We start from the raw sequence: 26,243 nt of genomic DNA on the forward strand, positions 1-26,243 counted from the left end.
CGGCTCGGGCGCAGAGGCGGACGACGGCGGGGAGGCCGATGCGGTCGACCTGCCGGTCTCCGACGCGCCCGCGCTCGACGCGGCGCCTGCGCCGGTCTTCGAGATCCGCGCGCCGGACGGCCGCGGCTCGAAGGCCTTCGTCGACTTCCAGCACGACGTCACCGCCGAGGACGTGCGGCTCGCCCACCGCGAGGGCTTCGTCTCGGTCGAGCACCTGAAGCGCTACACGACGCTCGGCATGGCCACCGACCAGGGCAAGACCTCCAACGTCGCGGGCCTCGCCATCATGGCCGAGGCGCGCGGCCTGGCGGTCGACGAGGTCGGCACCACGCGCTTCCGCCCGCCCTTCGCCCCGGTTTCGATCGGCGCGCTGGCGGCCGAGCGCTTCGGCGAGCTGAAGCCCGACCGGCTGACGCCGCTGCACGACTGGCATGTCGAACAGGGCGCGACGATGTATGCCGCAGGCCTCTGGCACCGGCCGATGATCTACGGCCATCCCGGCGAGACGATCGAGCAGGCCTATGTGCGCGAGGCGAAGGCCGTGCGCGACACCGTCGGCATCGTCGACGTCTCCACGCTCGGCAAGATCATGGTGCAAGGGCCCGACGCCGCCGCCTTCCTCGACCGGGTCTACACCAACGTCTTCTCGACGCTGCCTGTCGGCAAGGCCCGCTATGGGCTGATGCTGCGCGAGGACGGCTTCGCCTTCGACGACGGCACCACCTGGAGGCTGGCCGAGACCGAGTTCCTGATGACCACGACGACGGCCAATGCCGGCCGCGTCATGCAGCATCTCGAATACCTGCTCGACCTGGTCTGGCCGGAGCTCAAGGTGATCCTGACCTCGGTCACCGACGAGTGGGCCGGTGCCGCGCTGTCGGGTCCGCGATCACGCGCGGTGCTCGCCGCCTGCGTGGCGGGGACGCCCGTCGATGACGCCGCCCTGCCTTTCATGGGCATCGTCCATGGCGCCATCGACGGCGTGCCGGTGATGATCTGCCGGCTCTCGTTCTCGGGCGAACTGGCCTACGAGGTCTATTGCGGGGCCGGGCACGGTCGCCAGGTCTGGGACGCGCTGATGGACGCCGGAAAGCCCTTCGGCATCGTTCCCTACGGTTTGGAAGCCATGGGCACGCTGCGCATCGAAAAGGGCCACGTCACCGGCGCCGAGATCGACGGCCGCACCACCGCGCGCGACCTGCATCTCGACTGGATGCTGTCGAAGAAGAAGCCCTTCGTCGGTTCGGCGATGATGGACCGCGAGGCGCTCATCGCCGAGGACCGGATCCGGCTCGTCGGTCTTGTCTCGCTCGACGGGCGGGCGCTCAATGGCGGCGCGCATATCGTCGAGCACGGCGACCGCACGCTGAGCGGGTCGATCGGCCACGTCACGTCGGTCTGCTTCTCGCCGGCGCTCGGCCAGTACGTCGCGCTGGCGCTGGTCAAGGGCGGCAAGGCGCGGCATGGCACGCGGGCCTTCGTCTCGGATCCGCTGCGCGGGCGTTTCGGGCCGGTGGAGATCGTCAGCCACCATTTCTTCGATCCCGACGGGAGCCGGATGCATGGTTGAACAGGTCTCGCCGCTCGGATTTGCCTGGAAGCCCGGCCGTCACGGCAACGTCGCTGGCGCGCCGGGCGTCGTCCTGTCGGAAACACGGCCCGGTTCCATCGTCCAGGCCGCCGCCTTTCCCGGCAGCGAGAAGGCGGTGATGACGGCCATCAAGGTTGCCACCGGGCTTGCCCTGCCCGATGGCGCCGGCGGCGGCATGTCCACCGGCACGAAGGCTGCCTTCGGCATCGCGCCGGGCCGCTTCCTCGTCGTCGATCAGGTCGAGGGCCTGGCCGAGCGGCTGAAGGCGGCCGTCTGGATCAAGGATGGCGCCGTGACCGACCTGTCGCATGGTCGCACCGCCATTCGCATCGCCGGCCCCAAGGCCGAATGGGTGCTTTCGAAGCTCTTCGCGATCGATTTCTCGCTCGCTGCCTTCCCGCTCGGGGCCGGCCGCGCCACGCAGCACCACGACATCCTCGCCGCGATCCAGCGCACCGGGCCGGACCGATTCGACCTTTACGTCTTCCGCTCTTTCGCGCGCTCGTTCTGGACCCTCCTCCTCCATTCGGCTGAGGAGGTCGGCTGCGAGGTGCTGTGACGGGCGAGCCTTTCGCCCGCCCGCCGCTGGAATGCTCAGCGATTACCCGCCGCTGATGGCAGTGAGCACATAGACCTCGTCGCCGGGGGCGAGCGGGGTCTTCAGACTCGCGCGGCTGCCGTCGACGAAGACGTTCATGTGCTTGCGGATCGCCGGCCGCGTGTCGCGGATGCGGTCGCCCATGCCGGGCCAGAGCCGGTCGAGCTCGTCGATCATCTCGGCCACCGTGGCGACCACCATCGACACTTCGCGCCGCGAGCCCGGGAACAGGTCGCACAGCACGGCCGGAAGCTTTACCGTCACCGGCAGGGCGGCGCGAACCGCCGAGGCATGGCCGGCCGCGCCCGAGTGGTCGTCGTGCCTGGCCATTTTCAGGCGTCCAGCACGTGGGTTTCGACCGACGAGATCGTCGGCAGATGCGCCACGATCTGGGTCCAGCTGTCGCCTTCGTCGGCGCTGGCATAGACCTCGCCGCTGCCGGTGCCGAAGTAGACGCCGGCCGGTTCCATCGCGTCCACCGCCATCGCCTGGCGCAGCACGCCGAAATAGGCGTTTTCCTGCGGCAGGCCCTCGCGCATCGCCTGCCAGCTCGTGCCGCCGTCGCGGGTGCGCCAGACGGCCGTCTTCGCGTCCGGCATGAAGCGGCCAGCGGAATCACCGTTGAGCGGCACCAGATAGACGGTGCGCGGATCACGCGGATGGACGGCGGCCGGGAAGCCGAAGCTCGACGGCAGGCCGTTCTCCATGCTGGTCCAGGACCGGCCGCCATCCTCCGAGCGATACATGCCGCAATGGTTCTGCTGGTAGAGAAGCTGGTCGGTGCCCGGCGCCAGCACCATGCAATGGACGCACTGGCCGAGTTCGGGATAGCGCTGGTCTTCCGGGAAAAAATCGGCGCGCGTGCCCTTGTTGCGCGGTTCCCAGGTCTGGCCGCCATCGTCGGTGCCGAATACCCCGGCCGACGAGATGCCGACCCAGAGGCGGTTCGGATCGGTCGGATGCGGCACCAGCGAATGCAGGATCAGCCCGGCCCCGCCGGGGTTCCAGTCCGGCCGGGTGGGATGGTCGCGCAGACCCCTCACATGGGTCCAGGTCCTGGCCCCGTCGGTGCTGCGAAACAGGCCAGCCGGCTGGACGCCCGCGTAGAGCGCGCCGTCGGACCCGGGCGCCAGGCTCCAGACCGCCGATACGGGCTCCTCGCCCTCGGCATAGGCCAGCCCCTCGCTCGAATGCGTCCAGGTGGCGCCGAGGTCGTGCGAGGTCCAGACCGCCGGGCCGAACCACTCGTTGCCGCCGGCGGCATGGATGGCTCCGGAGGACGGGTCGAGAATGGCGTGGTGGATCGGCCAGGTGTTGCAGTAGGGACCACGCAGCCGGAAGGCCTTTCGATCTCCGTCGCTCTCGGCGACGAACAGGCCCTTCTTGGTGCCGATCAGGATGAGTATGCGCTTTGCCAACGGGACGGTCTCCTCTCCCACGAACGACCAGCCACTTCCGCCGCCCCGATAGGAAACGCTGGACATTTACGTTGATATCAACATTATAGGTTCATGTCAAAGCCCTTGAAAAACGAAACCGTCGGGTTCGATGTCACCTTGCAGGTCAAGAACGCCTGCCTTTGCCTTCACGTGCAGCGCGCGGCGCGATCGCTGGCGAGGTTGTTCGACGAGGCCTTTCGCCCCGTCGGGCTGACCAATGGGCAGTTCTCGATGCTGATGTCGCTCAACCGGCCCATGCCGGCGCGCATGCGGGAGGTGGCGGCCCTGCTCGCCATGGACCGCACGACGCTGACGGCGGCGCTGAAGACGCTGGAACGGCGCGGCCTGCTTCAGGTTCGCACCGACCCCGAAGACCGCCGCGGCAAGCTGCTGACACTGACGGATGCCGGCCGCGAGACGCTCGCGCGAGCGCTGCCGATCTGGCGCGACACCCATGCCGCTCTGGAGCATGGGCTCGACGACGCGGACGGCCTGCGCGCGGCGCTGCTGGCGATTTCGTAAGCCAGGGAAGCCCCCGGCAACGAAGCGTCACTTCACGAAGGTGACGAACTCCTCCAGCGGCACGCGCTCGGTGCGCAGGCTGTTTTCCGGTTTCGAGGTGTCCTCGTAGCCGAGCGCCATGCCGCAGACCACGATCTCCTCGTCGGGGATGCCGAGCACCGGGCGGATCTGATTGTGATAGGGCGCGAACGCCGCCTGCGGGCAGGTGTGCAGGCCCCTGCCCCGCGCCGCGATCATGATCGACTGGAGGAACATGCCGTGGTCGATCCACGAGCCGTGGTTCAGGCGGCGGTCAATGGTGAAGATCATGCCGACGGGCGCATCGAAGAAGACGAAGTTGCGGTCGTGCTGGGCGCGCATCTGGTCGACGTCGCGCTTGCCGATGCCCAGCGCCCCGTAGAGCGCGAAGCCGACGGCGCGACGACGCGCGTAATAGGGCTCGAAGAACTGGTCGGGATAGTACTTGTACTCGTCCCACTTCGCCTTTTCGGCGCGGATGCCCGAGTTCAGGATCGCGTCGGTGATCTTCTGCTTGGTTTCGCCGGTGGTCACCCAGACCTTCCAGGGCTGCATGTTGGTGCCCGACGGCGCGCGGCTGGCGACCCGAAGGATGTCGCGGATGGTCTCGTCGTCCACCGGGTCTGGAAGGAATGCCCGCACCGAGCGACGCGAGGTGATCGCAGCATCCACGATCTCCGCCTCGTCGATCACGTCTATCTGTTTGTCTGGAGCGAGCATGCCGAGGTCCCCTCGTCGTTTGCACCATCTCTGGCATATCGGTTGCAATTGGTCCAATCGACCGATCCGCCGGTGCAGGTGCCGGTTTCGTCGGGCTCGTAACACATCGCCTGAAATTCTGCTTGAACTTTTCATGACAAGCGTATTGATGAAATTCGACTGGATTTTTTCACGAGGCGATCGGGCGTGACGCAGGTGGGAGACGTCTTGCTGGCCGGAAACCTGCGCGCATTGCGCAAGTCGCGGCGCATGACGCTCGCCGATCTGGGCCAACGGCTGAACCGGTCGGTCGGCTGGCTGAGCCAGGTCGAGCGCGGCCTGTCGCGCCCGTCGGTGGAAGATCTGCGCCGCTTCGCGCAGGCCTTCGGCGTGCCGCTCGGCCTGTTCTTCGGCCACGACGCCCCCACCGAGGCCGAAAAGGGCGTCATCGTGCGCGCCGGCCGCCGCCGGTCGCTCGGGTCGAGCGAAACGGGACTGGTGGAGGAACTGCTGTCGCCGGATCTCGGCGGCAGCTTCGAGCTCGTCCGCTCCGAGTTTGCGCCGGGCGCCCGCCTGGAGGCGCCGTCCTTGCGGCCGACCGAGGAGGCCGGCTACATCGTCGCGGGCCGCTTCGACATAGAGATCGACGGGACGTGGCACCGGCTGGCGGCGGGCGACAGCTTCCGCTTCAGGGAAAAGCCGTTCCGCTGGCGCAACCCCGGCCAGGAGCCGGCGGTCGTCGTCTGGGTCATTTCGCCACCGGTCTATTGATGGCGTCCACTTCGGGAGAACCGCATGCCTGACCTTCCTTCCCATGCCCGCGTGGTCATCATCGGCGGCGGCGCCATCGGCGTTTCGGCGCTCTACCATCTCGCCAAAGCCGGCTGGACGGATTGCGTCCTCCTGGAAAAGAACGAGCTCACCTCCGGCTCGACCTGGCACGCGGCCGGCAACGTGCCGACCTTCTCGTCCTCCTGGTCGCTGATGAACATGCAGCGCTATTCGACCGAGCTCTATCGCGGACTGGCGCAGGCCGTCGACTATCCGATGAACTACCACGTCACCGGCTCGATCCGGCTGGCGCATGGGCGCGAGCGCATGCGCGAGTTCCAGCGCGCCAGGGGGATGGGCCGCTACCAGGGCATGGCGCTCGACGTCATCGGACCGGACGAGATCCGCCAGCATTACCCCTTCATCGAGACGCACGACCTGGAGGGCGCGCTCTTCGATCCGGCCGACGGCGACATCGACCCGGCTCAGCTGACGCAGGCGCTGGCCAAGGGCGCCCGCGACCTGGGTGCGAAAATCGTCCGATTCTGTCCTGTCACCGGGGCAAGCCGTGACAAGGACGAGTGGGTGATCGCGACCACACAGGGCGACATCCGCTGCGAATATGTCGTCAACGCCGCCGGATACCGCGCAGCCGAGGTGGGGCGGATGTTCGGGCGCGACATCCCGATGATGGTGATGAGCCACCAGTACATCCTCTTCGACGAGATCCCCGAACTGGCCGCCTGGACGAAGGAGGTCGGCCACAAGCTGCCGCTGCTGCGCGACGTCGACACTTCCTATTATCTGCGCCAGGAAAAGAGCGGCATGAATCTCGGCCCCTACGAGCGCAACTGCCGCGCCCACTGGGCGACCGCCGACGACCCGATGCCCGACGACTTCTCCTTCCAGCTCTTCCCCGACGATCTCGACCGGCTGGAATGGTATCTCAACGACGCCGTCGCGCGCGTACCGATCCTCGGCACCGCCGGCCTGTCGAAGGTCATCAACGGGCCGATCCCCTATGCGCCCGACGGCAACCCGCTGATCGGGCCGATGCCGGGCGTGCCCAACGCCTTCGAGGCCTGCGTCTTCACCTTCGGCATCGCCCAGGCGGGCGGCGCCGGAAAGGTGCTGGCAGAGTGGATCACCGAGGGCGCGACCGAATGGGACATGTGGTCCTGCGACCCGCGCCGCTTCACGGCCTTCGCCTCGGCCCCGGACTATGCGGTCGCCAAGGGCATGGAGGTCTATGGCCACGAATACGCCATCCACTTCCCGCGTCATGCCTGGCCGGCGGGGCGCGGGCGAAAACTGTCGCCGATCCATGACAGGATCGCCGCGCTCGGCGCGCAGTTCGGCGCCTACAATGGCTGGGAGCGGGCGAACTGGTATGCGCAGCCCGGCGACGACACGTCGGAGGAGGCGACGCAGACCTTCCGCCGCGACGGACCCTGGCAGCGGCGCATCCGCGAGGAGTGCCTGGCCGTGCGCGACGCCGCCGGCATTCTCGATCTTCCCGGCTTCTCGCGCTTCCGGCTGCAGGGCCCGGGCGCCGGCGACTGGCTGGCGACCCAGATCACCGGCGCGGTGCCGAAGCCCGGCCGCATCGGGCTTGCCTATTTCGCCGACGAGAAGGGCCGCATCGTCACCGAGATGTCGGTGATGACGCTCGCCGAAGACTCCTTCATGCTGGTCACCGCGGCCGTCGCGCAGAGCCACGACTTCGAGTGGCTGGCGAAGAAGCTGCCGCAAGGCACTGAGATCGGACTCACGGACGTCACCGACGCCTTCGCCTGCCAGATCCTGACCGGGCCGAACGCGCGCGCCATCCTGGCGGCCGTTTCCGACGCGGATCTCGGCAAGCCGTGGCTTACGCACCAGTCCTGCCAGATCGCCGGACGATGGCTGCAGCTCGTTCGGGTCTCGTTCGCCGGCGAACTCGGCTGGGAGATTCACACCAAGGTGGAGGACACCGCCGCCGTGTTCGACGCGGTCTGGGCGGCCGGGCAGAGCCACGGGCTGAAACCCTTCGGCATGTTCGCACTCGATTCGCTGCGACTCGAAAAGGGCTACCGCGCCTGGAAGCAGGAGCTGTCCACCGACTACACCATCCTGCAGGGCGGGCTGGAGCGTTTCGTCAAATGGGACAAGGCCGATTTCACCGGCAAGGCGGCGCTGCTGTCGCAGAAGCAGCAAGGCGTGACCAAGCGTTTCGCCTTGCTTGTGATCGACCGGCCCGGCGACTGCGACGCGCCGTACATGTCGACGATCTGGCATGACGGGACGATCGTCGGCGAGACCCTGTCAGGAGGATGGGGGCACCGGGTGGACAAGTCGATCGCGCTCGGCATGCTGCGCGCCGACCTGGCGGTGCCGGGAACGACGGTCGAGGTCGAGATCTTCGGCGAGAGGTTTGCCGCCACCGTGCAGGAGGACCGGCCGCTGTGGGACCCGGAGAACGCGAGACTGAAGGGCTGACCGCATGGCGAACGTGATCCTCACCGACGGCGGCATGGGCCAGGAACTGCTGCGGCGCTCCGGCGCCACGCCAACGCCGCTCTGGTCGGCCAAGGTGCTGATGGACGAGCCCGATCTCGTGCGCGACCTGCATGCCGATTTCATCCGCGCCGGCGCCCGCGTCATCACCGTCAACACCTATGCCGCGACGCCCGAGCGCCTGGCGCGCGAGGGCGTGGGCGAGATGTTCGAGCCCTTGCAGCAGGCCGGCCTCGACCTGGCCGAGCAGGCGCGTGATGCCGTCGGGACGGATTGCGCCATCGCCGGATGCCTGCCGCCGCTGTTTGGCTCCTATGCGCCGAAGCTGACGATCCCCTTCGAGGAGAGCGTCGACCTCTATCGCCGCATCGTCGCCGAGGAGGCCGGCCGCGTCGACCTGTTCCTGTGCGAGACGATGGCGTCGGCGCAGGAAGGGCTCGCCGCCGCCACCGCAGCGGCCGAAAGCGGCAAGCCGGTCTGGATCTCGTGGACGCTGACCGACGACGGCGCACCGGGCCTGAGGAGCGGCGAGACGATCGCGCAGGCGGCCGCCGCCGTCGCGCACCTGCCGATCGCGGCGCGCCTCGTGAACTGCTCGCGCCCCGAGACGGTCGACGCCGCCTTTGGCGACCTCGCCGCGCTGGGCGGCACCGTCGGCGCCTATGCCAACGGCTTCACCGCGGTCGAGGCCCTGAAGCATGGCGGCACGGTCGACGTGCTGTCGGCCCGCGAGGATCTTGGCCCCGACTCCTACGCCAGCTTTGCCATGGGCTGGGTGAAGCGTGGGGCGACCATCGTCGGCGGCTGCTGCGAGGTCGGCCCCGAACACATCGCGCGGCTGCGCGACCGGCTGGTGGAGGCCGGATACGACTTCGGAGGATTCCATGCCTGAGCATTCCGCCCGCATCGGCGGCATAACCCCGTCCGGCAAGGACGGCTGGGAGGTTCACTTCACGGCGATGACCCGCAAGCAGGCCGGCGAGGACATCATGATGCTGTCGGTCGGCGACCACGACTTCGACACGCCGAAGGAAACCGTCGAGGCCTGCAAGGCCGCTCTCGACGCCGGGTTCCACCACTACACGCAGTTGCCCGGCCTGCCCGCGCTCCGGGTGGCCATGGCGAAGGTCTCGACCCGCTGCACCGGCGTGGAGACGTCGGCCGCCGAAGTGATCGCCACGCCCGGCGGCCAGCTCGCGCTCTATGCGGCGGTGCAGGGCACGCTCGATCCCGGCGACCATGCGATCGTGGTGGCGCCCTACTACGCCACCTATCCCGGCACGTTCCGAGCCGCCGGCGCCGCGTTCACCATCGTCGAGGCGAAGGCTGAAAACGGTTTCCAGCCGCTCGCCGCCGACATCGAAGCGGCGATGCGCGACAACACGAAGGCGATCCTGATCAACACGCCCAACAACCCCACCGGCGCGGTCTATTCGCGCCAGACGCTGGAGGGCATCGCCGACATCTGCCGCCGGCACGATCTCTGGCTGATCTCCGACGAGGTCTACTGGTCGCTGCCGGCCGATGGCGGCCACCTGTCGCCGCGCGCGCTGCCTGGGATGGCCGAGCGCACGCTGGTCGTCAACTCGATGTCGAAGAGCCACGGCATGACCGGCTGGCGCATCGGCTGGCTCACCGGCCCGGCCGACATGATCGTATTGCTGGTCAACCTCAACCTCGTCTCCACCTACGGCCTCAACGACTTCGCCAGCCGGGCGGCGATCGAGGCGTTGGAGAACGACTGGGGCGTGGCCGAAATCGCCGCGCTCTATCACCGGCGCCGCGAGGCCTTCCTCGATCATGTCCGCGGCATGAACGGCATCCGCGTGCGCGGTTCGGAGGGCGGCATGTACGTCATGCTCGACATCTCGGCCATCGAGCCGGATTGCGAGGCCTTTGCCTGGGCCTTCCTCGAGGAGGAGAAGGTGGCGGTCATGCCCGGGTCGAGCTTCGGCGAGGCGGCGCGCGGCCACATCCGCATCAGCCTGTGCCAGCCCGAGCCGGTGCTGGCCGAAGCCGCCGAGCGGCTGAAACGGTTCGTGCTCGGGCACAGGAGGGCGGTGGCGTGATTGCCGGCCGGGACGCTGCCACTCCTCGGTGCGTCGTCATCCTCGGGCTTGTCCCGAGGATCCGCGGCCTGCGCATCCGAACGCGCGATCACCTGCAAGGGCAGATCCTCGGGACAAGCCCGAGGATGACGACGAACGAAAGAGCAGGACGCCCATGACCACCCTCCCCGCCAAGGCCCGCGCCGTGATCATCGGCGGCGGCGTGTCCGGATGCTCCGTCGCCTACCACCTGGCGAAGCTCGGCTGGACCGACATCGTGCTGCTCGAACGCAAGCAGCTCACCTGCGGCACCACCTGGCATGCCGCCGGGCTGGTCGGGCAGTTGCGCGCCTCGCGCAACATGACGCGGCTGGCGAAGTACTCCGCCGACCTCTACGCACGGCTGGAGGAAGAGACCGGCGTCGCCACCGGCATGCGCCAGGTCGGCTCGATCACCGTGGCGCTGACCGAGGAGCGCAGGGAAGAGATCTACCGGCAAGCGTCGCTGGCGCGCGCCTTCGATGTCGACGTGCGCGAGATTTCGCCCGCCGAGGTCAAGGCCATGTACCCGCACCTCAACGTCTCCGACGTGATGGCGGCCGTGCACCTGCCGCTCGACGGCCAGTGCGACCCGGCCAACATCGCCATGGCGCTGGCCAGGGGCGCGCGGATGCGCGGCGCGACCATCGCAGAGGGCGTCAAGGTTACCGCCGTTCACGAGGCCGGCCGCCGCGTCACCGGCGTGTCGTGGGAAAAGGACGGCGAACGGGGCACGATCGAGGCCGATATCGTCGTCAACTGCGCCGGCATGTGGGCGCGCGAACTCGCCTCGCAGAACGGCGTGGCGGTGCCGCTGCACGCCTGCGAGCATTTCTACCTGATCACCGAGCCGATCCCCGGCCTGACCCGCCTGCCGGTGCTGCGCGTGCCCGACGAATGCGCCTACTACAAGGAGGACGCCGGCAAGATGATGCTCGGCGCCTTCGAGCCGGTGGCGAAACCCTGGGGCATGGACGGTATCGCCGAGAGCTTCTGCTTCGACCAGCTGCCCGAGGACATGGACCATTTCGCGCCGATCCTCGAAATGGGCGTCAACCGCATGCCGATGCTTGAGACGGCCGGCATCCACACCTTCTTCAACGGTCCCGAGAGCTTTACCCCCGACGACCGCTACTATCTCGGCGAGGCGCCCGAAGTTTCCGGCTACTGGGTGGCGGCCGGCTACAACTCGATCGGCATCGTCTCGTCGGGCGGCGCCGGCATGGCGCTGGCGCAGTGGATCCATGACGGCGAGCCGCCCTTCGACCTGTGGGAGGTGGACATCCGCCGCGCCCAGCCGTTCCAGAAGAACCGGCGCTACCTCAAGGAACGCGTCACCGAGACGCTCGGCCTGCTCTATGCCGACCACTTCCCCTTCCGCCAGATGGCGTCGGCGCGCGGCGTGCGCCGCTCCCCGCTGCATGAGCACCTGAAGGCGCGCGGCGCCGTCTTCGGCGAGGTCGCCGGCTGGGAGCGCGCCAACTGGTTCGCCCGCGAAGGCCAGGAGCGCGAGTACCGCTATTCCTGGAAGCGCCAGAACTGGTTCGACAACCAGCGCGACGAGCATATGGCCGTGCGCGAGGGCGTCGGCCTGTTCGACATGACCTCGTTCGGCAAGATCCGCGTCGAGGGCCGCGACGCACTGGCGGTCCTGCAGCGCCTGTGCGCCAACGACGTCGACGTGCCCGTCGGCCGCATCGTCTACACGCAGATGCTGAACGCCCGCGGCGGCATCGAGAGCGACCTGACCGTCTCGCGGCTGTCGGAGACCGCCTTCCTGGCTGTCGTGCCGGGCGCCACCTTGCAGCGCGACCTCGCCTGGCTGCGCCGGCATGTCGGCGACGCCTTCTGCGTGATCACCGACGTGACGGCGGCCGAGGCGGTGCTGTGCGTCATGGGTCCGAAATCGCGCGACCTGATGCAGAAAGTCAGCCCGAACGATTTTTCCAACGCCAGCAACCCCTTCGGCAGCTGGCAGGAGATCGAGGTCGGCATGGGGCTCGCCCGCGCCCACCGCGTTACCTATGTCGGCGAGCTCGGCTGGGAACTCTACGTGCCGACCGATCAGACCGCCCACGTCTTCGAGGCGCTGGAGGAGGCCGGAGCCGACGTCGGGCTGAAGCTCTGCGGGTTGCACACGCTCGATTCCTGCCGCATCGAAAAGGCGTTTCGACATTTCGGCCACGACATCACCGACGAGGACCACGTGCTGGAGGCAGGCCTCGGTTTTGCGGTCAAGACGACGAAGGGCGACTTCATCGGCCGCGACGCGGTGCTGAAGAAGCGCGAGGCCGGGCTCGACCGCCGTCTCGTCCAGTTCCGGATCGCCGATCCCGAGCCGCTGCTGTTTCACAACGAGGCGATCGTGCGCGACGGCGCCATCGTCGGCACCATCACGTCGGGCAATTACGGCCACCATCTCGGCGCCGCGATCGGCCTCGGCTACGTGCCCTGCGAGGGCGAGAGCGAGGCCGACGTGCTCGCCGCCACCTACGAGATCGAGATCGCCGGCGTGCGCCACCCCGCCCACGCCTCGCTGAAGCCGATGTACGACCCGACAGCCGCGCGGGTGCGGATGTAGAAGGGAGAACGCCGCCGAAGCCTCTGGTCTCTCCGCCAGGCGGGAGACTGGACACCGCGGCAGATTCGCCAGTCTCCGTTGGGGAAAAAATTGCCAGCGCAGAACGCGCCGGCCTAGAGATGCGTCGAGAACCAGTCGCGCTGTGCCGGCGCGGAAATCGCGAAGGGTTCGCCCGTATAGGCTTCGAAGTGTCCGCCCGGCAGCACGACCAGCCGCTTCGGCTCCAGCGCCTGAGCATAGGCCCGCGCGGTCATGTCGAAGGGCGTCAGATGATCGCCCGAGGCGACGACCACCATCAGCGGCGTCGGCGCGATGCGGGCGATGTAGGTCGCCGGCTCGTACTCGGTGAACATCTCGATCGAATGCAGCGTGACCTCGTTCCTCCAACTGGTCTCGTTCTCTGCGGCGAAGCGGGTGAAGAAGTCGTAGGTGTCGGCCGTCGGCAACGCACAGGGCTGGCCCTCGGGCGCCGTCACCGGCATCATCGCGCCGGGCTCGCCGCGGGCACGGGCGGCGCGGTCGCCATCGAAGGCGGCGCGCAGACCGGCCCAGTGGTCGCCGCGGATCAACCGGCGGGCGGATTCAAAGCCCCAGGTCAGCGGCACCTGCGAGACGACGCATTTCACGCGCCGGTCGAGCGCGGCGACCACCAGAACGTGGCCGCCCGAATAGCTCGAGCCCCAGATCCCGATCCGTCCGGCATCGACCTCCGGAAGGGTCTGCGCGTAGGTGATGGCATCGCGGTAGCCGTTGATCTGCGCCCACGGGTCCACATGCTGGCGCGGGGTGCCGTCGGAGACACCGAAATTGCGGTGGTCATAGACGATGACGTTCATCCCCGCCGCCGAAAACACCTCCGCGAAGGAGCCAAGGAAGATCTCGCGCGTGGCGGTGAACCCATGGGCCATGATCACCGTCGGCGCGGGACCCTCCACGCCCTTCGCGCGGTAGAACCAGCCGCGCAGGATCACGCCGTCCTCGGTGTTGAACTCGATGTCGTGCCGCATGCCTTTTTCCTCCCGGATGCGTTGAAGCGGCCCGCATCCTCGCCGAAGGGGGGCGTCGATGCTTGCCGCGGAGGGAAGCGGCTTGTTCGACAGGGAAGAGCTGCTGCGATAAGGTCCGGCTCGGGCGACGTGACTTGCAGACGGCGCCGCAGGAGGAGACATGCAAGCGGGCAATCACTGGACGTCCGGCGTTCTGCCGCCGTCGCTGCGCGCCGAGGGCACCCGGGCGATGCTGAGTTCGGTGCATCTGCCGTGGTCGCTCGACCTGCCGGACCGCGCCGGCCACGACTGTTCGCTGACATGGCACGACCTCGGCGGATGCTCGCTGATCGAATGCCGCAGCGCGCCCTTGTCGGGCCATCGCGACCAAGCCGACATCCGCCGCACGCAGGGCGATCATGTCGGCATGCTGCTCGTTCTCTCGGGCGAAGAAAGCGTCCGCCAGGATGAGTTGTCGACGCGTCTCGGTCCCGGCGACATGCTGTTGTGGGACGGCGCAAGACCGATCCGCTTCGAGGTCACCCAGCCGCTCCACAAGGTGACGCTGCTCATCCCGCGTGAACGGTTCGGTCGTGCCGCGACGGCGGCGCGGGGCGCGCTGCGCCTGGAAAGCCGCAATGGCCTCGGCGCGCTTGCCGCCGGCCATCTCGCTGCGCTGACGACGATTGTCGGCGACATTCCGGCCGGACACGCACCGTTGGCGGCCGACATCCTCGTCGACCTCCTCGGTCGGCTCGTGGAGCCCCGTCCGGAACCGGCGACGGGCGGCGACCTGCTGGCGCGGATCCTCGGGCACATCGAGGCCAACCTCGAGGACCCCGACCTGACGCCATCGCGCCTCGCGGCGCGCTTCGGCATTTCGGTGCGGTACCTGCACATGTTGTTTTCGACCACCGGCGGAACGGTCTCCGCGCATGTGCGGGCCCGCCGGCTGGCGGCGATGCGCCGCGACCTCGCCGATCCCAGGCTGGCGGACAGCACGATCACGCAGATCGCGTTCGCCTGGGGATTTGGTGACGCGGCGCATGCCAGCCGCGCCTTTTCGGCCGCGTACGGACTGTCGCCCAGCCGCTGGCGCGCGGCACGCCGCCGGGGCTAGCCCCGCGCCACCGCCGCCACGTGGCGGGAAAAATCGGGTGTGCCCATCAGCGCCTTGCAGCGCTCGAAGCGGTTGACGGAATAGGCCCAGAAATCGTCGGCCGGATTGGCGTTAGCATGCTGGATCAGGCCCCAGAGGGTCCAGAGCAGGTCGCACATGGCCTTGTAGATGACCATGCGGCCGCGCTCGGCGATCGTCGGCTCACCGCCGAAATAGGCCCGGATCATCTCCTCCTCCTGCGCGGCATCGAAGCCGGCCTCGACGGAGAGGTCGCCCAGATCCCACATCGGATCGTTCATGCCGGAATATTCCCAGTCGACGATCCACATGCGATCGCCGGCGTCGAGAAAGTTCTCGCACAGCGGGTCGCAGTGGCAGGGCGCCAGCGGCAGCGGATGGGCGGCGAGCGCGGCGCGCACCGCGCCTGCCTCCCGCAAGACGTCGTGATAGCCGTCGGGCAGCGTCACATCCTTCGTGGCCAGGATCTTCAGGTAGCCGTCGATCATCGCAAACAGCTCGAAGCGAAAGGGAAATGCCGCGCCCGAGTCGTGCAGCCGCCTGAAGGCTTCGCCCGCGCGGGCCGGCGCGCCTTGCCGGGACCGAAAGGCCTCCGGCGACATGGTCGCGGCGCCGTCGAGGTAGCGCGTCACCATCACGCCGGTTGCGTCGTCGAAGAAGAGCACGTCGGGGCTGACGCCAGCACGCGCCGCCTCGCCGGCCGCCACCTTCTCGTTCTTGCGGTCGATGTATTCCTCGGTGCCCTTGCCGGGGATGCGCAGGCAAAGATCGCCGGCCTGGTAGACCCGGTTGGTCAGGCCGCCGAGACGCTGCAAGGGCGCGTCGATACCTGCATAGGCCGGGATCGCCACCAGTGTGTTTCGCGCTTCCGCGAGCTCGGCCGCCGTTTGATCCGCCACGCTTTTCTCCGCTTTCTGTCCCGCTCTACGCTCCTACGGTTCCACAGATTTGCTTATTCGGCTAGGGTGCCAGGACACGGAAAACGAGGCATTGGACGCGGAATGGCAGGTACGAAGCACGGCGGCGCGCTGGGAGCGGTCTATTCGGCCAAACGGCCCGAAGAGGTCGCCGCCCTCTACGATGGCTGGGCCGACAGCTACGACAAGGAGATGGCGGCGAACGGCTATCGCCACCCGGCGATCTGCCTGTCGCTGCTGACGCGGCACCTGCCGCGCGGGGCCGAACCGCTGCTCGACGCCGGTGCCGGCACCGGGCTGGTGGGCGAATGGCTGGGCATCGTCGGCTATCCCCATGTCGAGGCGCTGGACCTCTCCGAAGGCATGCTCAAGGTGGCGGCGCGCAAGGCCGTCTATGCGAGGCTGCACCGGCTGGCGCTCGGCGGCCCCCTGCCCTTCGAAGACGGGCATTTCGCCGGGATCGTCTCGGCCGGCGTCTTCACCACCGGCCATGTCGGACCCGACGGCCTCGACGAACTGGTGCGCATCTGCCGGCCGGGCGGCGTCATCGTCATCACGGTCAAGGACACGCTGTGGGACGACTTCGCCGCGCACGTCGCCGGCTTCGTGGCGGCGGGCAAGGTTTCGGTCGCCGAGGAGACGGCGCCCTATGTGTCGATGCCCGGGGAAGCCGGCACGATCCCCAGCCGCGGGCTGGTGCTGAAGGTGATGTGAGAATCTGAAATGTTGGCGTCAGATACGTGAAAAAAATACGGGGACAGTTTACTTAATTCGGACACCGCTTCCTCTTGAAACAACGATACACAGACTTCGAATTAAGTAAACTGTCCGCGTATTTTCCCCGGGCTCAGCTTTTCACCCGCGCCCCCTCCGGATCATACAGCGGCCCCATGTGCAGCGACGCCTTCACGCGCTCCTTGGCAACGACCAGTTCGTATGTTCCCGCCTCCAGCCAGTCGTCAGTGACACCCTGCGAGCGGCGGACGTAGCCGAGGCCGATCGGCTTGCCGATCGTGTAGCCATAGCCCCCGCTCGACAGGTAGCCGGCGAATTCGCCGTCGCGCAGGATGGTCTCGCGGCCGAGCAGCACCACTAAGGGATCGTCAACGGTGAAGGTCATCAGCCGCTTCTTCAAAGGCGCGGCGGCGATCTTCGCCACCGCCTCGCGGCCGACGAAATCGGCGTTGGATTTCAGCTTCACCGCCCAGCCGAGGCCGGCCTCGAAGGGCGTGTCGTTGGGCGTGATGTCGGAGCCCCAGGCGCGGTATCCCTTCTCGAGCCTGAGCGACTCCAGCGCGCGGTAGCCGACCGGCGCGATGCCGAAAGGCTCGCCAGCTTCCATCAGCGTCTCGAACACGGCGCCGAGGCCGGCGAGCGGCGCGTGCAGTTCCCAGCCAAGTTCGCCGACATAGGTGACGCGCAGCGCCCGCACCGGCTGGCCGGCGATGTCGATCACCCGCACGTGGCCGAAGGGGAAAGCCGCGTTGGAGACGTCGGCGTCGGTGACTTTTTCGAGCACGTCGCGGGCGCGCGGCCCCATCAGCGACAGCGTGCCGAATTCCTCCGTCACGTCGACCAGCGCGGCTTCGCCGCCCGTCGGCAGGTGGTCGCGGATCCATCCGCCATCATGGGTGCGGAAGCCGGTGCCGGTGACGATGTAGAACAGGTCGTCGGACAGCCGCGCGACCGTCAGGTCGCATTCGATGCCGCCGCGCGAGTTCAGCATCTGGGTGTAGGTCAGCCGGCCGGGCTCGCGCGCGACGCGGTTGGCGCAGATCGTCTCCAGCGCGGCCGCCGCATCGCGGCCCTTCAGCTCGAACTTGGCGAAGGAGGACTGGTCGAAGATGCCGACCTTCTCGCGCACCAGCCGGTGCTCCTCGCCGACCGCGCCGAACCAGTTCTGCCGGCCCATGGAATAGACGTCCGTCGGCTCCATGCCATCGGGCGCGAACCAGTTCGGTCGCTCCCAGCCGAGCTTGGAGCCGAAGACGGCGCGGCGCGCCTTCAGCTTGTCGTAGAGCGGCGAGACCAGCCGCGGCCTGCCGCTCTCGTGCTCCTCGTGCGGGAAGGCCACGGTGTAGTGCTTGCCATAGGCCTCCAGCGTGCGGTCGCACACCCATTGCCGGTCACGGTGGAGGTCGGAGAAGCGGTTGATGTCGACGACCCACAGGTCGAGCGGCGCCTCGTTTCGCACCACCCAGGCCGCCAGCGCCCAGCCCGCCCCGCCGCCGGACGCGATGCCGAAGGCGTTGAAGCCGGCGCCGACATACATGTTGGAGCATTCGGGCGCGCGGCCGAGGATGAAGTTGCCGTCGGGCGTAAAACTCTCCGGACCGTTGATCATCTGCTTGACGCCGGTCTCGGCCAGCGCCGGGATACGGGCGACGGCCTGCTCCATGTGCTGCTCGAAATGGTCCCAGTCGTCGGGGAAGAGCTGGAACTGGAAATCGTCGGGCACGTCGCCCAGCGTCCAGGCCTGCGGGTTGGGCTCGTAGCCGCCCATCACGAGGCCGCCGACCTCCTCCTTGAAATAGGTCCGCCGGTCGGGATCGCGGATGGTCGGCGCGTCGGAGGACAGGCCCTCGATCCGCTCGGTGATGACGTACTGGTGCTTGACCGGCTGCAAGGGCACCTCGATGCCGGCCATGGCGCCGATCTGGCGCGCCCACTGGCCGCCGCAATTGACCACCTTGTCGCAGACCACGACACCGTCGGTGGTGTGGACGGCGGTGATGCGGCCGTCATCGGTGTCGAAGCCGGTGACCCGCACCCCCTCGACGATTTTCGCGCCATGCATGCGCGCGCCCTTGGCCAGCGACTGGGCGATGTCGGACGGGCTCGCCTGGCCGTCGGTCGGCAGCCAGCTGGCGCCGACGAGGTCGGAGACATCCATCAGCGGCCACATGCGTTTCACCTCCTCGGGCGAGACGAGATGCATGTCCATGCCGAAGCTCTGCGCGGTGGTGGCCAGCCGCTTGAACTCGGTCCAGCGGTCTGCATTGGTGGCGAGCCGCAGGCAGCCGGTCATCTTCCAGCCGGTCTCGAGACCGGTCTCCGTGCTGAGCTGCTTGTAGAGGTCGACCGAATATTTCAGGAGCTGCGTGATCGAGGCCGAGGAGCGCAGCTGCCCGACGAGCCCGGCGGCGTGCCAGGTGGAGCCGGAGGTGAGCTTGCCCTGTTCGATCAAAAGCACGTCGGCCTTGTGGTCGCGCGCCAGGTGATAGGCGGTCGAGCATCCGATGATGCCGCCGCCGATGACGACGATTTCCGCGTGGCTGGGAAGCGCCATGTCAGGTCTCTTTTCCGAACTGGGTTCTGTAGGCGTCGAGGGCAGCGTCGAGCCGCTCCAGGTTCATCCGGGCATAGGCGTCGTAGTCGATGCCGGGGTTGTCGAGATGGAGGGCCGAGACCATGCCCCACATCGCCTCGCGCAGCAGCGAGGCGCATTGCATGGCCGCATGGGCGCGCCTGATGTCGGATGATGGCGGCCGGCCGAAATACTGGCCGAGCAGCGCTTCGGATTCCTCGGCCGAGAACCCGGCATTGGAGGCGATGCCGGCAAGGTCGAACATGGCCGTGCCGAAGCCCGCATATTCGAAATCGATCAGCCAGAGGCGGTCGCCGTCGTCGATGATGTTGGCCGGCAGGAAGTCGTGGTGGCCAAAGACGATCGGCAGCGGGATCTGCGCGGCTTCCAGCCCTTCAGCAAGCGCCAGCCATCCGGGCAAGTCGCCCGTGAACGCGCTGCGGCCGGCCGAAAGCGTCAGCGCATAGTCGCGGATGACGTGGAACGGCCAGAAGATGAAGCCAGGCCCCGACACGTGGCACGGCATCTCGTCGTGGAAGCGGCGGACGATGGCCGCCACGTCGCCGATCTTCGCCCGCATGTCGGCCTCGGAGAAGGGCTTTCCGTCGATGAAGCGCGACACCGTCACGCCGGGCTCGGCATGGACGATCTCGGGTGCGAAGCCGCCGGCATGGGCGGCGCGCGCCGTCATGAGCTCGCGCTCGCGGATCACGTGATGAAAGACGTAGTCGCGGCCAAGCCGCACGACGTATGTCTGCCCCGCATCATCGACCGTGTAGCTCTGGTTCGACAGACCGCCATGCAGCGGCACAGGTTCGACCGGGCCGCTCCAGATCGGCAGGGCGCGGATGCGGGCGAGATCGTCGTTCATCGGCCCCCTCCCTCGGCCGACAGGCCGAGCCTTGCCCGCGCACGGGCGGCGCCCGCCGAGATCAGCCGGTCGGCGATGATGGCGATGAAGGCGACCGCGAGACCGGCGACGATACCGCGCCCGGTGTCGGCCTTGGTCAGCGCGATGTAGACCTCCTGGCCAAGGTCGCGTGTGCCGACCAGCGCGGTGATGACGAGCATCGACAACGCCAGCATGATGGTCTGGTTGACGCCCAGCATGATCTCCGGCAGCGCCAGCTTCAGCCTGATCTTGACGAGCAGCTGGAACGGCGTGCAACCGGCGGCGCGGCCTGCCTCGATCAGCCGCGGGTCGACCTGCTGCAGCCCGTGAGCGGTGTAGCGGATGGCGGGCGCCAGCGCATAGGCGACGATGGCGATCATGGCGGTGAAGTCGCCGACCCGAAACAGCATCACCACCGGCATCAGGTAGACGAAGGACGGCAGCGTCTGCAGCGTGTCGATGACGCCCTGCACGACGCGCCAGACGGCCGGCCGGTCTGCCGACCAGACGCCGATCGGCACGCCGATCATCAGCGCGAAGACGACGGAGATGCCGCAGAGATAGATCGTGGTCATCGCCTGGTCCCACAGGCCGGAGACAGCGATCAGCGTCGAAAGCACGACCACCAGCGCGGCGAGACGAAATCCCGAGAGCGCCCACCCCGCGACGCCCCCGAGCAACGCGACGCCGAGCCATGGCAGGCCAAGCAGGAAGCGCTTAAAGGGGATGAGCACGTTGAGGAGGAGCGCGTTCTTCACCGCCTCCAGTTCGTCGAAGAAGTTGACGTTGATCCAGCGCACCAGCTCCGACCAGAACGTGCCGGTCGACAGTTCCCAGGCCTGCGGCCAGCGGGCCAGCGGCGGCGCCACCAGGCCGGCAAGGAAGCTCGCGACCAGCACCGCCGTTCCGGCGGCGAGATGCGGGTGCCGCGCTAGGATGCCCGCGCCGTCGGCATGGGCGCGCTGGACGGTGCGCCGGGCAAAGGCCTGCGAGGTGCGGTCGAGCAGGACGGCGAGCGCCACGATCGCCACGCCCGCCTCGAGCCCCGCGCCGAAATCGAGCCGGCGCAGCGCCGAGAGCACGTCGAAGCCGAGACCGCCGGCGCCGATCATCGAGGCGATGATGACCATGTTGAGCGACAGCATGATGACCTGGTTGACGCCGACCATCAGGCCGGGCATCGCCGCCGGCACCATGACGCGCCAGGTCATCTGGCGCCGCGTGCAGCCGGTCATGCGGCCGAGATCCCGAATCTCGGGCGCGACCCCGCGCAGCGCCACGATCGCGATGCGGGTCATCGGCGGCATGGCGTAGATGATGGTGGCCAGGATCGCCGCCACCGGGCCAAAGCCGAACAGGAACAGGATCGGCACCAGGTAGGCGAAGATGGGGATCGTCTGCATCAGGTCGAGCACCGGCGAGATCGCCCGCTCGAAACCGCGCCAGCGAACCGCCGCGATTCCGAGCAGCAGGCCGCCGACGGCGCCGATCGGTACCGCCACCACGATGGAGGCGAGCGTGACCATGGCGCTGGCCCACTGGCCGAAGAGGAGGATGAAGCCGAGGCAGACGACGGCCAGAAGAGCGAGCTTGCGCCCGCCCGCCGCGTGGGCGGCGATGACGAAGACGCCGATGACGCCCGCCCACGACACCGGCGGGGCGATCTGCACCGCCTGCGATCCCTGCCCCGACAGAAAGCCGGTCGACAGGATGGACAGCACGAAGCGGTACGGCGCCTCGACCATCGCCGACAGGAAGCGCGTGAACTCGATGAAGGTGAACAGGCCGAAACTGGCCTCGTCGACCAGCCAGCGCATGAAGGTGCTGATGGTGGCCGCGACACGCGGGGTCCAGGCGCGCGGCCATTCCTGCGCCCAGGGCGCCAGCGTGCCGGCGTAGGCCCACAACAGTGCGAAGACGACGAGCGCGACGCACCAGACGAGCAGCCCCAACGACGGCGCCCCCGGCCAGCCGGTGCGAGCAGTCTGCGCTGGGCCCAATGCCGCCATGGCTCAGCCCTGCATCATCATGGCGGAGACGCGTTCGCGCTCGAGCACGCCGACGATCGACCCGTCCCTGTCCTTGACGAGAAGGCGCGTGCCGGCCTGGCCGAAGAGCGGCGCGGCCTCGGCGATGGTGGCGCGATCCGACACTTCGCCAACGGTGTCCCCGCCGGTCGTGCCGTCCGCCGGCGACGACAAGGCCGCCACCTTCACGACCTTGGCCCGGGTGACGTTGCGCGTGAACTCGGAGACGTAATCGGTTGCCGGCGCGAGCACGATCTCCTCGGGCGTGCCGACCTGAACCACTGCGCCGTCCTTCATGATGGCGATGCGGTCGCCGAGCCGGATCGCCTCGTCGAAATCATGGGTGATGAAGACGATCGTCTTCTTCAAGACCGATTGCAGCCGCATGAACTCGTCCTGCATCTCGCGGCGGATCAACGGGTCGAGCGCCGAGAACGGCTCGTCGAGGAACCAGAGGTCCGGCTCGACGGCGAGCGAGCGGGCGATGCCGACGCGCTGCTGCTGGCCGCCAGAAAGTTCGCGCGGGAAGAAGTGCTCGCGGCCGGACAGGCCGACGAGGCCGATCATCTCCATGGCCCTCGCCTCGCGTCTGGCGCGGGCGACGCCTTGCACTTCGAGCGGAAAGGCGACGTTACCGAGCACGGTGAGATGCGGCAGCAGCGCGAAATTCTGGAACACCATGCCCATGTGCCGGCGGCGGATCTCGATCATCCGCCGGTCGCTGGCCGCCAGAAGGTTTTCGCCGTCGAACAGGATTTCGCCCGCGCTCGGCTCGACCAGCCGCGACATGCAGCGCACGAGTGTCGACTTGCCCGACCCCGACAGGCCCATGATGACGAAGCATTCGCCTTCACGGATCGACAGCGAGACGTCGCGTACGGCGGCGACCGCGGTCGCTCCGGCCAGCTGGTCGGACCTCAGCGTGCCGGCATCGGCGGCCTTGCCCAGCCGCTCGGCGTCGGGACCGAAGAATTTCCAGACCGACCGGCAGACCAGTTTGGCCGCTGCTTCAGGCGCCTCGGTGTCAGGCATGGTGTCCGTGAACAGGAATGGCGCGGGCGCCCGCGCCCGCTTGCGCTCGAGCAGCCGCCCTATGTCCGGGCGACTGCCATGGATGCGACGTCGTCGGCCGCTACTTGATCCACTCCGACCAGCGGGCCTCGTTTGCGCCCATCCAGTCGGCGACGACCGCTTCGACGCTCTTTCCGTCGAGATCGACCTCGGTGATCATGGCGCCCATCTCGTCATTGTCGATGGTGAAGGCCTTGATCGCCTCGTAGGCGCCCGGCCACTTGTCCTTCACGCCGGCCCAGCCGACCTTCCAGATCTCGCCGAAGGGCTTGCCGCAGTCATAGGCCATGTCGGGATTGGAGCCCCAGGCCGGATCGGTGTAGCATTCGGCCGTGTATTCGGGGAACTCGACCCACTCGCCCTCGTACTTGGCGGGCGCCCAGTGCGGCGCATACACCCACAACAGGATCGGCGCCTGACGCTGGTAGGCGCTCTCGAGTTCGGCGAAGAGGGCCGCGTCGGTCCCCGCATGGATGACCTCGAAGGGCAGGTCCAGCGCCTCGACCCGCTCGTCGTCGAAGCCGCCCCAGGTGACGGGGCCGCCGAGATAGCGGCCCTTGGGCGCCGTCTCGGCCGTCGAGAAGGCTTCCGCGCAGGCGTCGCTCTTGAGCGCCTCCCAGTTCGGAAGGCCGGGGCACTTGTCCTTCATGTAGAGCGGGTACCACCACTCTTCCTTGGCCTTCATGCCGGTCGGCCCCATGTTCTCGACCTTACCGGTGGCGGTCGCGGCATCCATCGCCTCGCGGCCGGTGGTTTCCCACATCTCCATGGCCACATGCAGGTCCCCGGTCTCCAGCCCCGCGAACTGGGCGAGATAGTCGGCCTGGACGAGTTCGACGTTGTAGCCGGCCTTCTTCAGCACCTCGGCCATCAGGTTGGTGGTGATGAGCTGGCCGGTCCAGTCATGCAAGGTGAGCTTGATGGGGTCGTTGGATTCCGGCTGCGCCTGCGCAATGCCAAGGCCAAGCGACAGAGCCGCGGCGGTCAGGGCGGTGAAACGTCCCAGTCTGGAGATTGTCCGGATGTGCATCGGTCGCGTCCCTCTGTGATGACATGGCAGGTCCCGCTTCTTCGTCGGTCGGGTCGATGCCGCTGGACCGAAGTTTGGATTGCCGTTGCGTGAGATGTCAACCGGGTTTTGTGGCCTTCTCCCGCGATGATGTGGTTTTGCGTGGCTTTGGAGTTGATTTGCCTGAGAAAGCGGCACAGATTGCCTCGCAGATGAGGTGTCCGTGATCCAAGCGAGCTTTTCCCCCCGACAGGCCGAGATCCTCGCCGCCGCGCGGCGCGACGGCGCGGCCAGCATCTCGGCACTCGCCGCCGCCCTCGGCGTTTCGCTCGAGACCGTGCGGCGCGACATTCGCGCCCTCGTCGATGACGGTCATCTGGTGAAGAAGCACGGCACCGTCCACGTGCCCGACCATGGACGGGAGGCGCCCTTCGACCGGCGCATGCGCGAGAACGCCGCCGAAAAGCGCCGCATCGCCCGTCACGTGGCGCGGCTGATCGCCGACGGCGATTCCATCATGATGGACACCGGCACCACCACGAGCATCCTCGCCCGTGAACTGGCGGCGCGGCGCGAACTCACCATCGTCACCAACTCCTCCGACGTCGCGCGCACGCTCGCCACCGTCAACGGCAACAAGGTGTTCATGGCCGGCGGCGAGCTGCACGGCGACAATGGCGCCGCCTTCGGACGCACCGCGATCGATTTCGCCGCGCGGTTCCGGGTACGCCATGCGATCATCTCGATCGGGGCGATCGACGCGCGGATGGGCCCGATGGACTACCTGCTGGAAGAGGCCGAGTTCGCGCGCACGGTTCTGTCCTGCGGCGACAATCGCATCCTCGCCACGGACCACACGAAGTTCGACCGTTCGGCGCTGGTGAAGGTCTGCGACTTCGCCGACTTCGACCTTCTGGTCGCTGATCGTCCGCCGCCGGCGGCGATTGCCGACGCGCTCGGTGCGGCGGGCGGGCGCTTCGAGGTCGCGGCGGATTGATGCAGGCCGGCAGGGTCCGGCCGCAGGAGACGGCGAAACATCGTCGCGTGCCGCGGAAAGCTGGTTAACGAGGCGGGAACCTTTCGCCTCGTGGCGCTTTTCTCACGGCGCTCGTCGTCGGGCGCCCAAGCCTGCTTCACGTTCCGAGGAAACGCCCCATGTTCGCCAGCACGACCCACCGGCCCGTCACCGTCCTCGTCGGTCTCGGATTTCCCATTCGCATCAGCAATGCCCGCAAGGCGCTGGAATGGCTGGAGAGCGAGCCGGCCGCCGTTCGCGACGAGGCCTACGAGGCCACCTGCGCGGCCTGCCGTGACGCGATCATCGGCGCAGAGGGGGTGGAAATCGAGACCGGCGAAGCGCTCGACGTCGTCACCGCCTATGCGCGCCGGCGTGGCATCCTGCTCGATGACGACGCAACGGGCATTCTCTGTCCGGAGTCCGCAGCCCGGCTTTGTGCGTAGGCAGGGCTTCGCCCAACCCTCGTCACAGGGCCGGATCGTCGACGATCTCGACCAGTGCCGGGCCGCCGCGCGAAAGAGCCCTCGATACTGCGGCGCCCAGCGCATCGAGCCGCGTGATCCGCTCGGCCGGCATGCCGTAGCCCTCGGCGACCTTGATGAAGTCGGGGGCCGAAGGCCTGACGCCCACAGGCACGATGCCGGCCTCGACCATGGCGCTCTCGATCTCCTGGAAACCGTGATTGTTCCAGACGACGAAGACGACGCGGGCCTTCTCGTCCATCGCCGTGCCGAGGTCGGCCAGAACGAACTGCATGCCGCCGTCGCCAGCCACGCAGATTACGGACATGTCCGGCCGGCCGAGGCTCGCGCCGATCGCGGCCGGCGGGCCGTAGCCCAACGCGCCAAAGCCGGTCGCGGCGTTGAACCAGCCGCCCGGACGGTCGTGGTCGAACCAGAGATTGCCGGCATAGGCCGCCTGCGTGGAATCACCGACGATTAGCGCGCCGGGAGCCGCCTCGCGGATCGCCTCCAGCGCGCCGACATGGGTGCGGTAGCGCGGACCGATCTCCTCCCACGCCGCTTGCCGGGCGGCACGGGCACGCGCCGCGCCCTCGCCCGACGCCGCGCGATCCG

The 26,243-nt window shown here is 68.1% G+C and carries 23 protein-coding genes; 12 read left to right on the plus strand and 11 right to left on the minus strand.

The genetic code is table 11. The features are described from left to right. Positions 1–1,570, plus strand: a 1,570-nt coding sequence (locus EJC49_RS22080; protein ID WP_280960060.1) for a glycine cleavage T C-terminal barrel domain-containing protein, incomplete at its 5' end; no start/stop codon positions are given. Then, positions 1,563–2,150: a sarcosine oxidase subunit gamma family protein gene (gene soxG, locus EJC49_RS22085; protein WP_126702100.1), complete on the plus strand. Its 588-nt coding sequence runs from the start codon at positions 1,563–1,565 to the stop codon at positions 2,148–2,150. The genes EJC49_RS22080 and soxG, both read left to right, overlap by 8 nt. A 42-nt stretch (positions 2,151–2,192) precedes the next feature. On the opposite strand, the gene EJC49_RS22090 is transcribed toward soxG, so the two are convergent. Continuing rightward, positions 2,193–2,519, minus strand: a complete 327-nt coding sequence (locus EJC49_RS22090) for a MoaD/ThiS family protein (protein ID WP_126702101.1) — start codon at positions 2,517–2,519, stop codon at positions 2,193–2,195. Positions 2,520–2,521: 2 nt separating this feature from the next. Further along, positions 2,522–3,607, minus strand: coding sequence for a WD40/YVTN/BNR-like repeat-containing protein (locus tag EJC49_RS22095; protein WP_126702102.1), 1,086 nt, complete (start codon positions 3,605–3,607; stop codon positions 2,522–2,524). Between the two features lie 93 nt (positions 3,608–3,700). Here EJC49_RS22095 and EJC49_RS22100 point away from each other — a divergent pair, with 93 nt between their 5' ends. Beyond that, on the plus strand, positions 3,701–4,150 hold the full coding sequence (locus EJC49_RS22100) for a MarR family winged helix-turn-helix transcriptional regulator (protein WP_126702103.1): 450 nt from the start codon (positions 3,701–3,703) through the stop codon (positions 4,148–4,150). A 27-nt stretch (positions 4,151–4,177) separates the two neighbouring features. Here EJC49_RS22100 and EJC49_RS22105 read toward each other — a convergent pair whose 3' ends face one another. Then, positions 4,178–4,888 (minus strand): nitroreductase, encoded by a 711-nt coding sequence (locus EJC49_RS22105; protein ID WP_126702104.1) that lies wholly within the window; start codon positions 4,886–4,888, stop codon positions 4,178–4,180. 186 nt (positions 4,889–5,074) lie between these two features. Between EJC49_RS22105 and EJC49_RS22110 the strand changes: the two genes are divergently transcribed. The 5 genes from EJC49_RS22110 to EJC49_RS22130 all read left to right on the plus strand — a co-directional run bounded on the left by EJC49_RS22110 (position 5,075) and on the right by EJC49_RS22130 (position 12,802). Continuing rightward, the gene (locus EJC49_RS22110) at positions 5,075–5,638 is read left to right on the plus strand and encodes a helix-turn-helix domain-containing protein (RefSeq protein WP_245453520.1); all 564 of its coding nucleotides are present in this window, start codon (positions 5,075–5,077) and stop codon (positions 5,636–5,638) included. Positions 5,639–5,662: 24 nt separating this feature from the next. Continuing rightward, positions 5,663–8,116, plus strand: a complete 2,454-nt coding sequence (locus tag EJC49_RS22115) for a GcvT family protein (RefSeq protein ID WP_126702105.1) — start codon at positions 5,663–5,665, stop codon at positions 8,114–8,116. 4 nt (positions 8,117–8,120) lie between these two features. After that, a complete protein-coding gene (locus tag EJC49_RS22120) occupies positions 8,121–9,026 on the plus strand; it encodes a homocysteine S-methyltransferase family protein (RefSeq protein ID WP_126702106.1) in 906 nt (301 codons plus the stop codon). Then, positions 9,019–10,203 carry a pyridoxal phosphate-dependent aminotransferase gene (locus tag EJC49_RS22125; RefSeq protein WP_126702107.1) on the plus strand — a complete coding sequence of 395 codons (1,185 nt, stop codon included), beginning with the start codon at positions 9,019–9,021 and terminating at the stop codon, positions 10,201–10,203. Before EJC49_RS22120 ends, EJC49_RS22125 begins: the two co-directional genes overlap by 8 nt. 154 nt (positions 10,204–10,357) lie before the next feature. Then, on the plus strand, positions 10,358–12,802 hold the full coding sequence (locus EJC49_RS22130; protein ID WP_126702108.1) for a GcvT family protein: 2,445 nt from the start codon (positions 10,358–10,360) through the stop codon (positions 12,800–12,802). A gap of 113 nt (positions 12,803–12,915) precedes the next feature. Here EJC49_RS22130 and EJC49_RS22135 read toward each other — a convergent pair whose 3' ends face one another. Beyond that, a complete protein-coding gene (locus EJC49_RS22135; protein ID WP_126702109.1) occupies positions 12,916–13,809 on the minus strand; it encodes an alpha/beta hydrolase in 894 nt (297 codons plus the stop codon). 160 nt (positions 13,810–13,969) lie between these two features. Between EJC49_RS22135 and EJC49_RS22140 the strand changes: the two genes are divergently transcribed. Then, a complete protein-coding gene (locus EJC49_RS22140) occupies positions 13,970–14,908 on the plus strand; it encodes an AraC-like ligand-binding domain-containing protein (RefSeq protein ID WP_126702110.1) in 939 nt (312 codons plus the stop codon). Here the strand turns inward: EJC49_RS22140 and EJC49_RS22145 are convergent. Next, positions 14,905–15,825 (minus strand): choline/ethanolamine kinase family protein, encoded by a 921-nt coding sequence (locus EJC49_RS22145; RefSeq protein WP_126702111.1) that lies wholly within the window; start codon positions 15,823–15,825, stop codon positions 14,905–14,907. The two genes, EJC49_RS22140 and EJC49_RS22145, sit on opposite strands and share 4 nt — an antisense overlap. A 102-nt stretch (positions 15,826–15,927) precedes the next feature. Here EJC49_RS22145 and EJC49_RS22150 point away from each other — a divergent pair, with 102 nt between their 5' ends. Beyond that, positions 15,928–16,557: a class I SAM-dependent DNA methyltransferase gene (locus EJC49_RS22150; RefSeq protein WP_126702112.1), complete on the plus strand. Its 630-nt coding sequence runs from the start codon at positions 15,928–15,930 to the stop codon at positions 16,555–16,557. A 133-nt stretch (positions 16,558–16,690) separates the two neighbouring features. On the opposite strand, the gene EJC49_RS22155 is transcribed toward EJC49_RS22150, so the two are convergent. The 5 genes from EJC49_RS22155 to EJC49_RS22175 form a co-directional block, all read right to left on the minus strand. Further along, on the minus strand, positions 16,691–19,132 hold the full coding sequence (locus EJC49_RS22155) for a GcvT family protein (RefSeq protein WP_126702113.1): 2,442 nt from the start codon (positions 19,130–19,132) through the stop codon (positions 16,691–16,693). Between the two features lies 1 nt (position 19,133). Then, positions 19,134–20,021 carry a choline/ethanolamine kinase family protein gene (locus tag EJC49_RS22160; RefSeq protein ID WP_126702114.1) on the minus strand — a complete coding sequence of 296 codons (888 nt, stop codon included), beginning with the start codon at positions 20,019–20,021 and terminating at the stop codon, positions 19,134–19,136. Further along, a complete protein-coding gene (locus EJC49_RS22165; protein WP_126702115.1) occupies positions 20,018–22,051 on the minus strand; it encodes an ABC transporter permease in 2,034 nt (677 codons plus the stop codon). The genes EJC49_RS22160 and EJC49_RS22165 overlap by 4 nt, the downstream gene beginning before the upstream one ends. 3 nt (positions 22,052–22,054) lie before the next feature. Beyond that, positions 22,055–23,101, minus strand: a complete 1,047-nt coding sequence (locus EJC49_RS22170) for a quaternary amine ABC transporter ATP-binding protein (RefSeq protein WP_126702116.1) — start codon at positions 23,099–23,101, stop codon at positions 22,055–22,057. A gap of 100 nt (positions 23,102–23,201) precedes the next feature. Next, positions 23,202–24,170, minus strand: coding sequence for an ABC transporter substrate-binding protein (locus EJC49_RS22175; RefSeq protein WP_126702117.1), 969 nt, complete (start codon positions 24,168–24,170; stop codon positions 23,202–23,204). A gap of 202 nt (positions 24,171–24,372) precedes the next feature. On the opposite strand from EJC49_RS22175, the gene EJC49_RS22180 reads away from it, so the two are divergent. Continuing rightward, a complete protein-coding gene (locus EJC49_RS22180; RefSeq protein ID WP_245453521.1) occupies positions 24,373–25,146 on the plus strand; it encodes a DeoR/GlpR family DNA-binding transcription regulator in 774 nt (257 codons plus the stop codon). A 158-nt stretch (positions 25,147–25,304) separates the two neighbouring features. Further along, the gene (locus EJC49_RS22185; RefSeq protein ID WP_126702118.1) at positions 25,305–25,610 is read left to right on the plus strand and encodes a DUF982 domain-containing protein; all 306 of its coding nucleotides are present in this window, start codon (positions 25,305–25,307) and stop codon (positions 25,608–25,610) included. Between the two features lie 22 nt (positions 25,611–25,632). Here the strand turns inward: EJC49_RS22185 and EJC49_RS22190 are convergent. Continuing rightward, positions 25,633–26,243 (minus strand): thiamine pyrophosphate-dependent enzyme (locus EJC49_RS22190; RefSeq protein ID WP_245453522.1); only part of this gene is annotated, 611 nt, incomplete at its 5' end.

Origin of the sequence: Aquibium carbonis (assembly GCF_003970795.1) — a bacterium.
Taxonomy (GTDB): Bacteria; Pseudomonadota; Alphaproteobacteria; order Rhizobiales; family Rhizobiaceae; genus Aquibium; species Aquibium carbonis.

Excerpts from the sequence above, each read along its gene's own strand:
- soxG (WP_126702100.1), top strand. The coding sequence starts at position 1,563 with ATGGTTGAACAGGTCTCGCCGCTCGGATTTGCCTGGAAGCCCGGCCGT.
- EJC49_RS22090 (WP_126702101.1), bottom strand. The coding sequence starts at position 2,519 with ATGGCCAGGCACGACGACCACTCGGGCGCGGCCGGCCATGCCTCGGCG.
- EJC49_RS22100 (WP_126702103.1), top strand. The coding sequence starts at position 3,701 with ATGTCAAAGCCCTTGAAAAACGAAACCGTCGGGTTCGATGTCACCTTG.
- EJC49_RS22105 (WP_126702104.1), bottom strand. The coding sequence starts at position 4,888 with ATGCTCGCTCCAGACAAACAGATAGACGTGATCGACGAGGCGGAGATC.
- EJC49_RS22115 (WP_126702105.1), top strand. The coding sequence starts at position 5,663 with ATGCCTGACCTTCCTTCCCATGCCCGCGTGGTCATCATCGGCGGCGGC.
- EJC49_RS22120 (WP_126702106.1), top strand. The coding sequence starts at position 8,121 with ATGGCGAACGTGATCCTCACCGACGGCGGCATGGGCCAGGAACTGCTG.
- EJC49_RS22125 (WP_126702107.1), top strand. The coding sequence starts at position 9,019 with ATGCCTGAGCATTCCGCCCGCATCGGCGGCATAACCCCGTCCGGCAAG.
- EJC49_RS22130 (WP_126702108.1), top strand. The coding sequence starts at position 10,358 with ATGACCACCCTCCCCGCCAAGGCCCGCGCCGTGATCATCGGCGGCGGC.
- EJC49_RS22135 (WP_126702109.1), bottom strand. The coding sequence starts at position 13,809 with ATGCGGCACGACATCGAGTTCAACACCGAGGACGGCGTGATCCTGCGC.
- EJC49_RS22140 (WP_126702110.1), top strand. The coding sequence starts at position 13,970 with ATGCAAGCGGGCAATCACTGGACGTCCGGCGTTCTGCCGCCGTCGCTG.
- EJC49_RS22150 (WP_126702112.1), top strand. The coding sequence starts at position 15,928 with ATGGCAGGTACGAAGCACGGCGGCGCGCTGGGAGCGGTCTATTCGGCC.
- EJC49_RS22155 (WP_126702113.1), bottom strand. The coding sequence starts at position 19,132 with ATGGCGCTTCCCAGCCACGCGGAAATCGTCGTCATCGGCGGCGGCATC.
- EJC49_RS22160 (WP_126702114.1), bottom strand. The coding sequence starts at position 20,021 with ATGAACGACGATCTCGCCCGCATCCGCGCCCTGCCGATCTGGAGCGGC.
- EJC49_RS22165 (WP_126702115.1), bottom strand. The coding sequence starts at position 22,051 with ATGGCGGCATTGGGCCCAGCGCAGACTGCTCGCACCGGCTGGCCGGGG.
- EJC49_RS22170 (WP_126702116.1), bottom strand. The coding sequence starts at position 23,101 with ATGCCTGACACCGAGGCGCCTGAAGCAGCGGCCAAACTGGTCTGCCGG.
- EJC49_RS22175 (WP_126702117.1), bottom strand. The coding sequence starts at position 24,170 with ATGCACATCCGGACAATCTCCAGACTGGGACGTTTCACCGCCCTGACC.
- EJC49_RS22185 (WP_126702118.1), top strand. The coding sequence starts at position 25,305 with ATGTTCGCCAGCACGACCCACCGGCCCGTCACCGTCCTCGTCGGTCTC.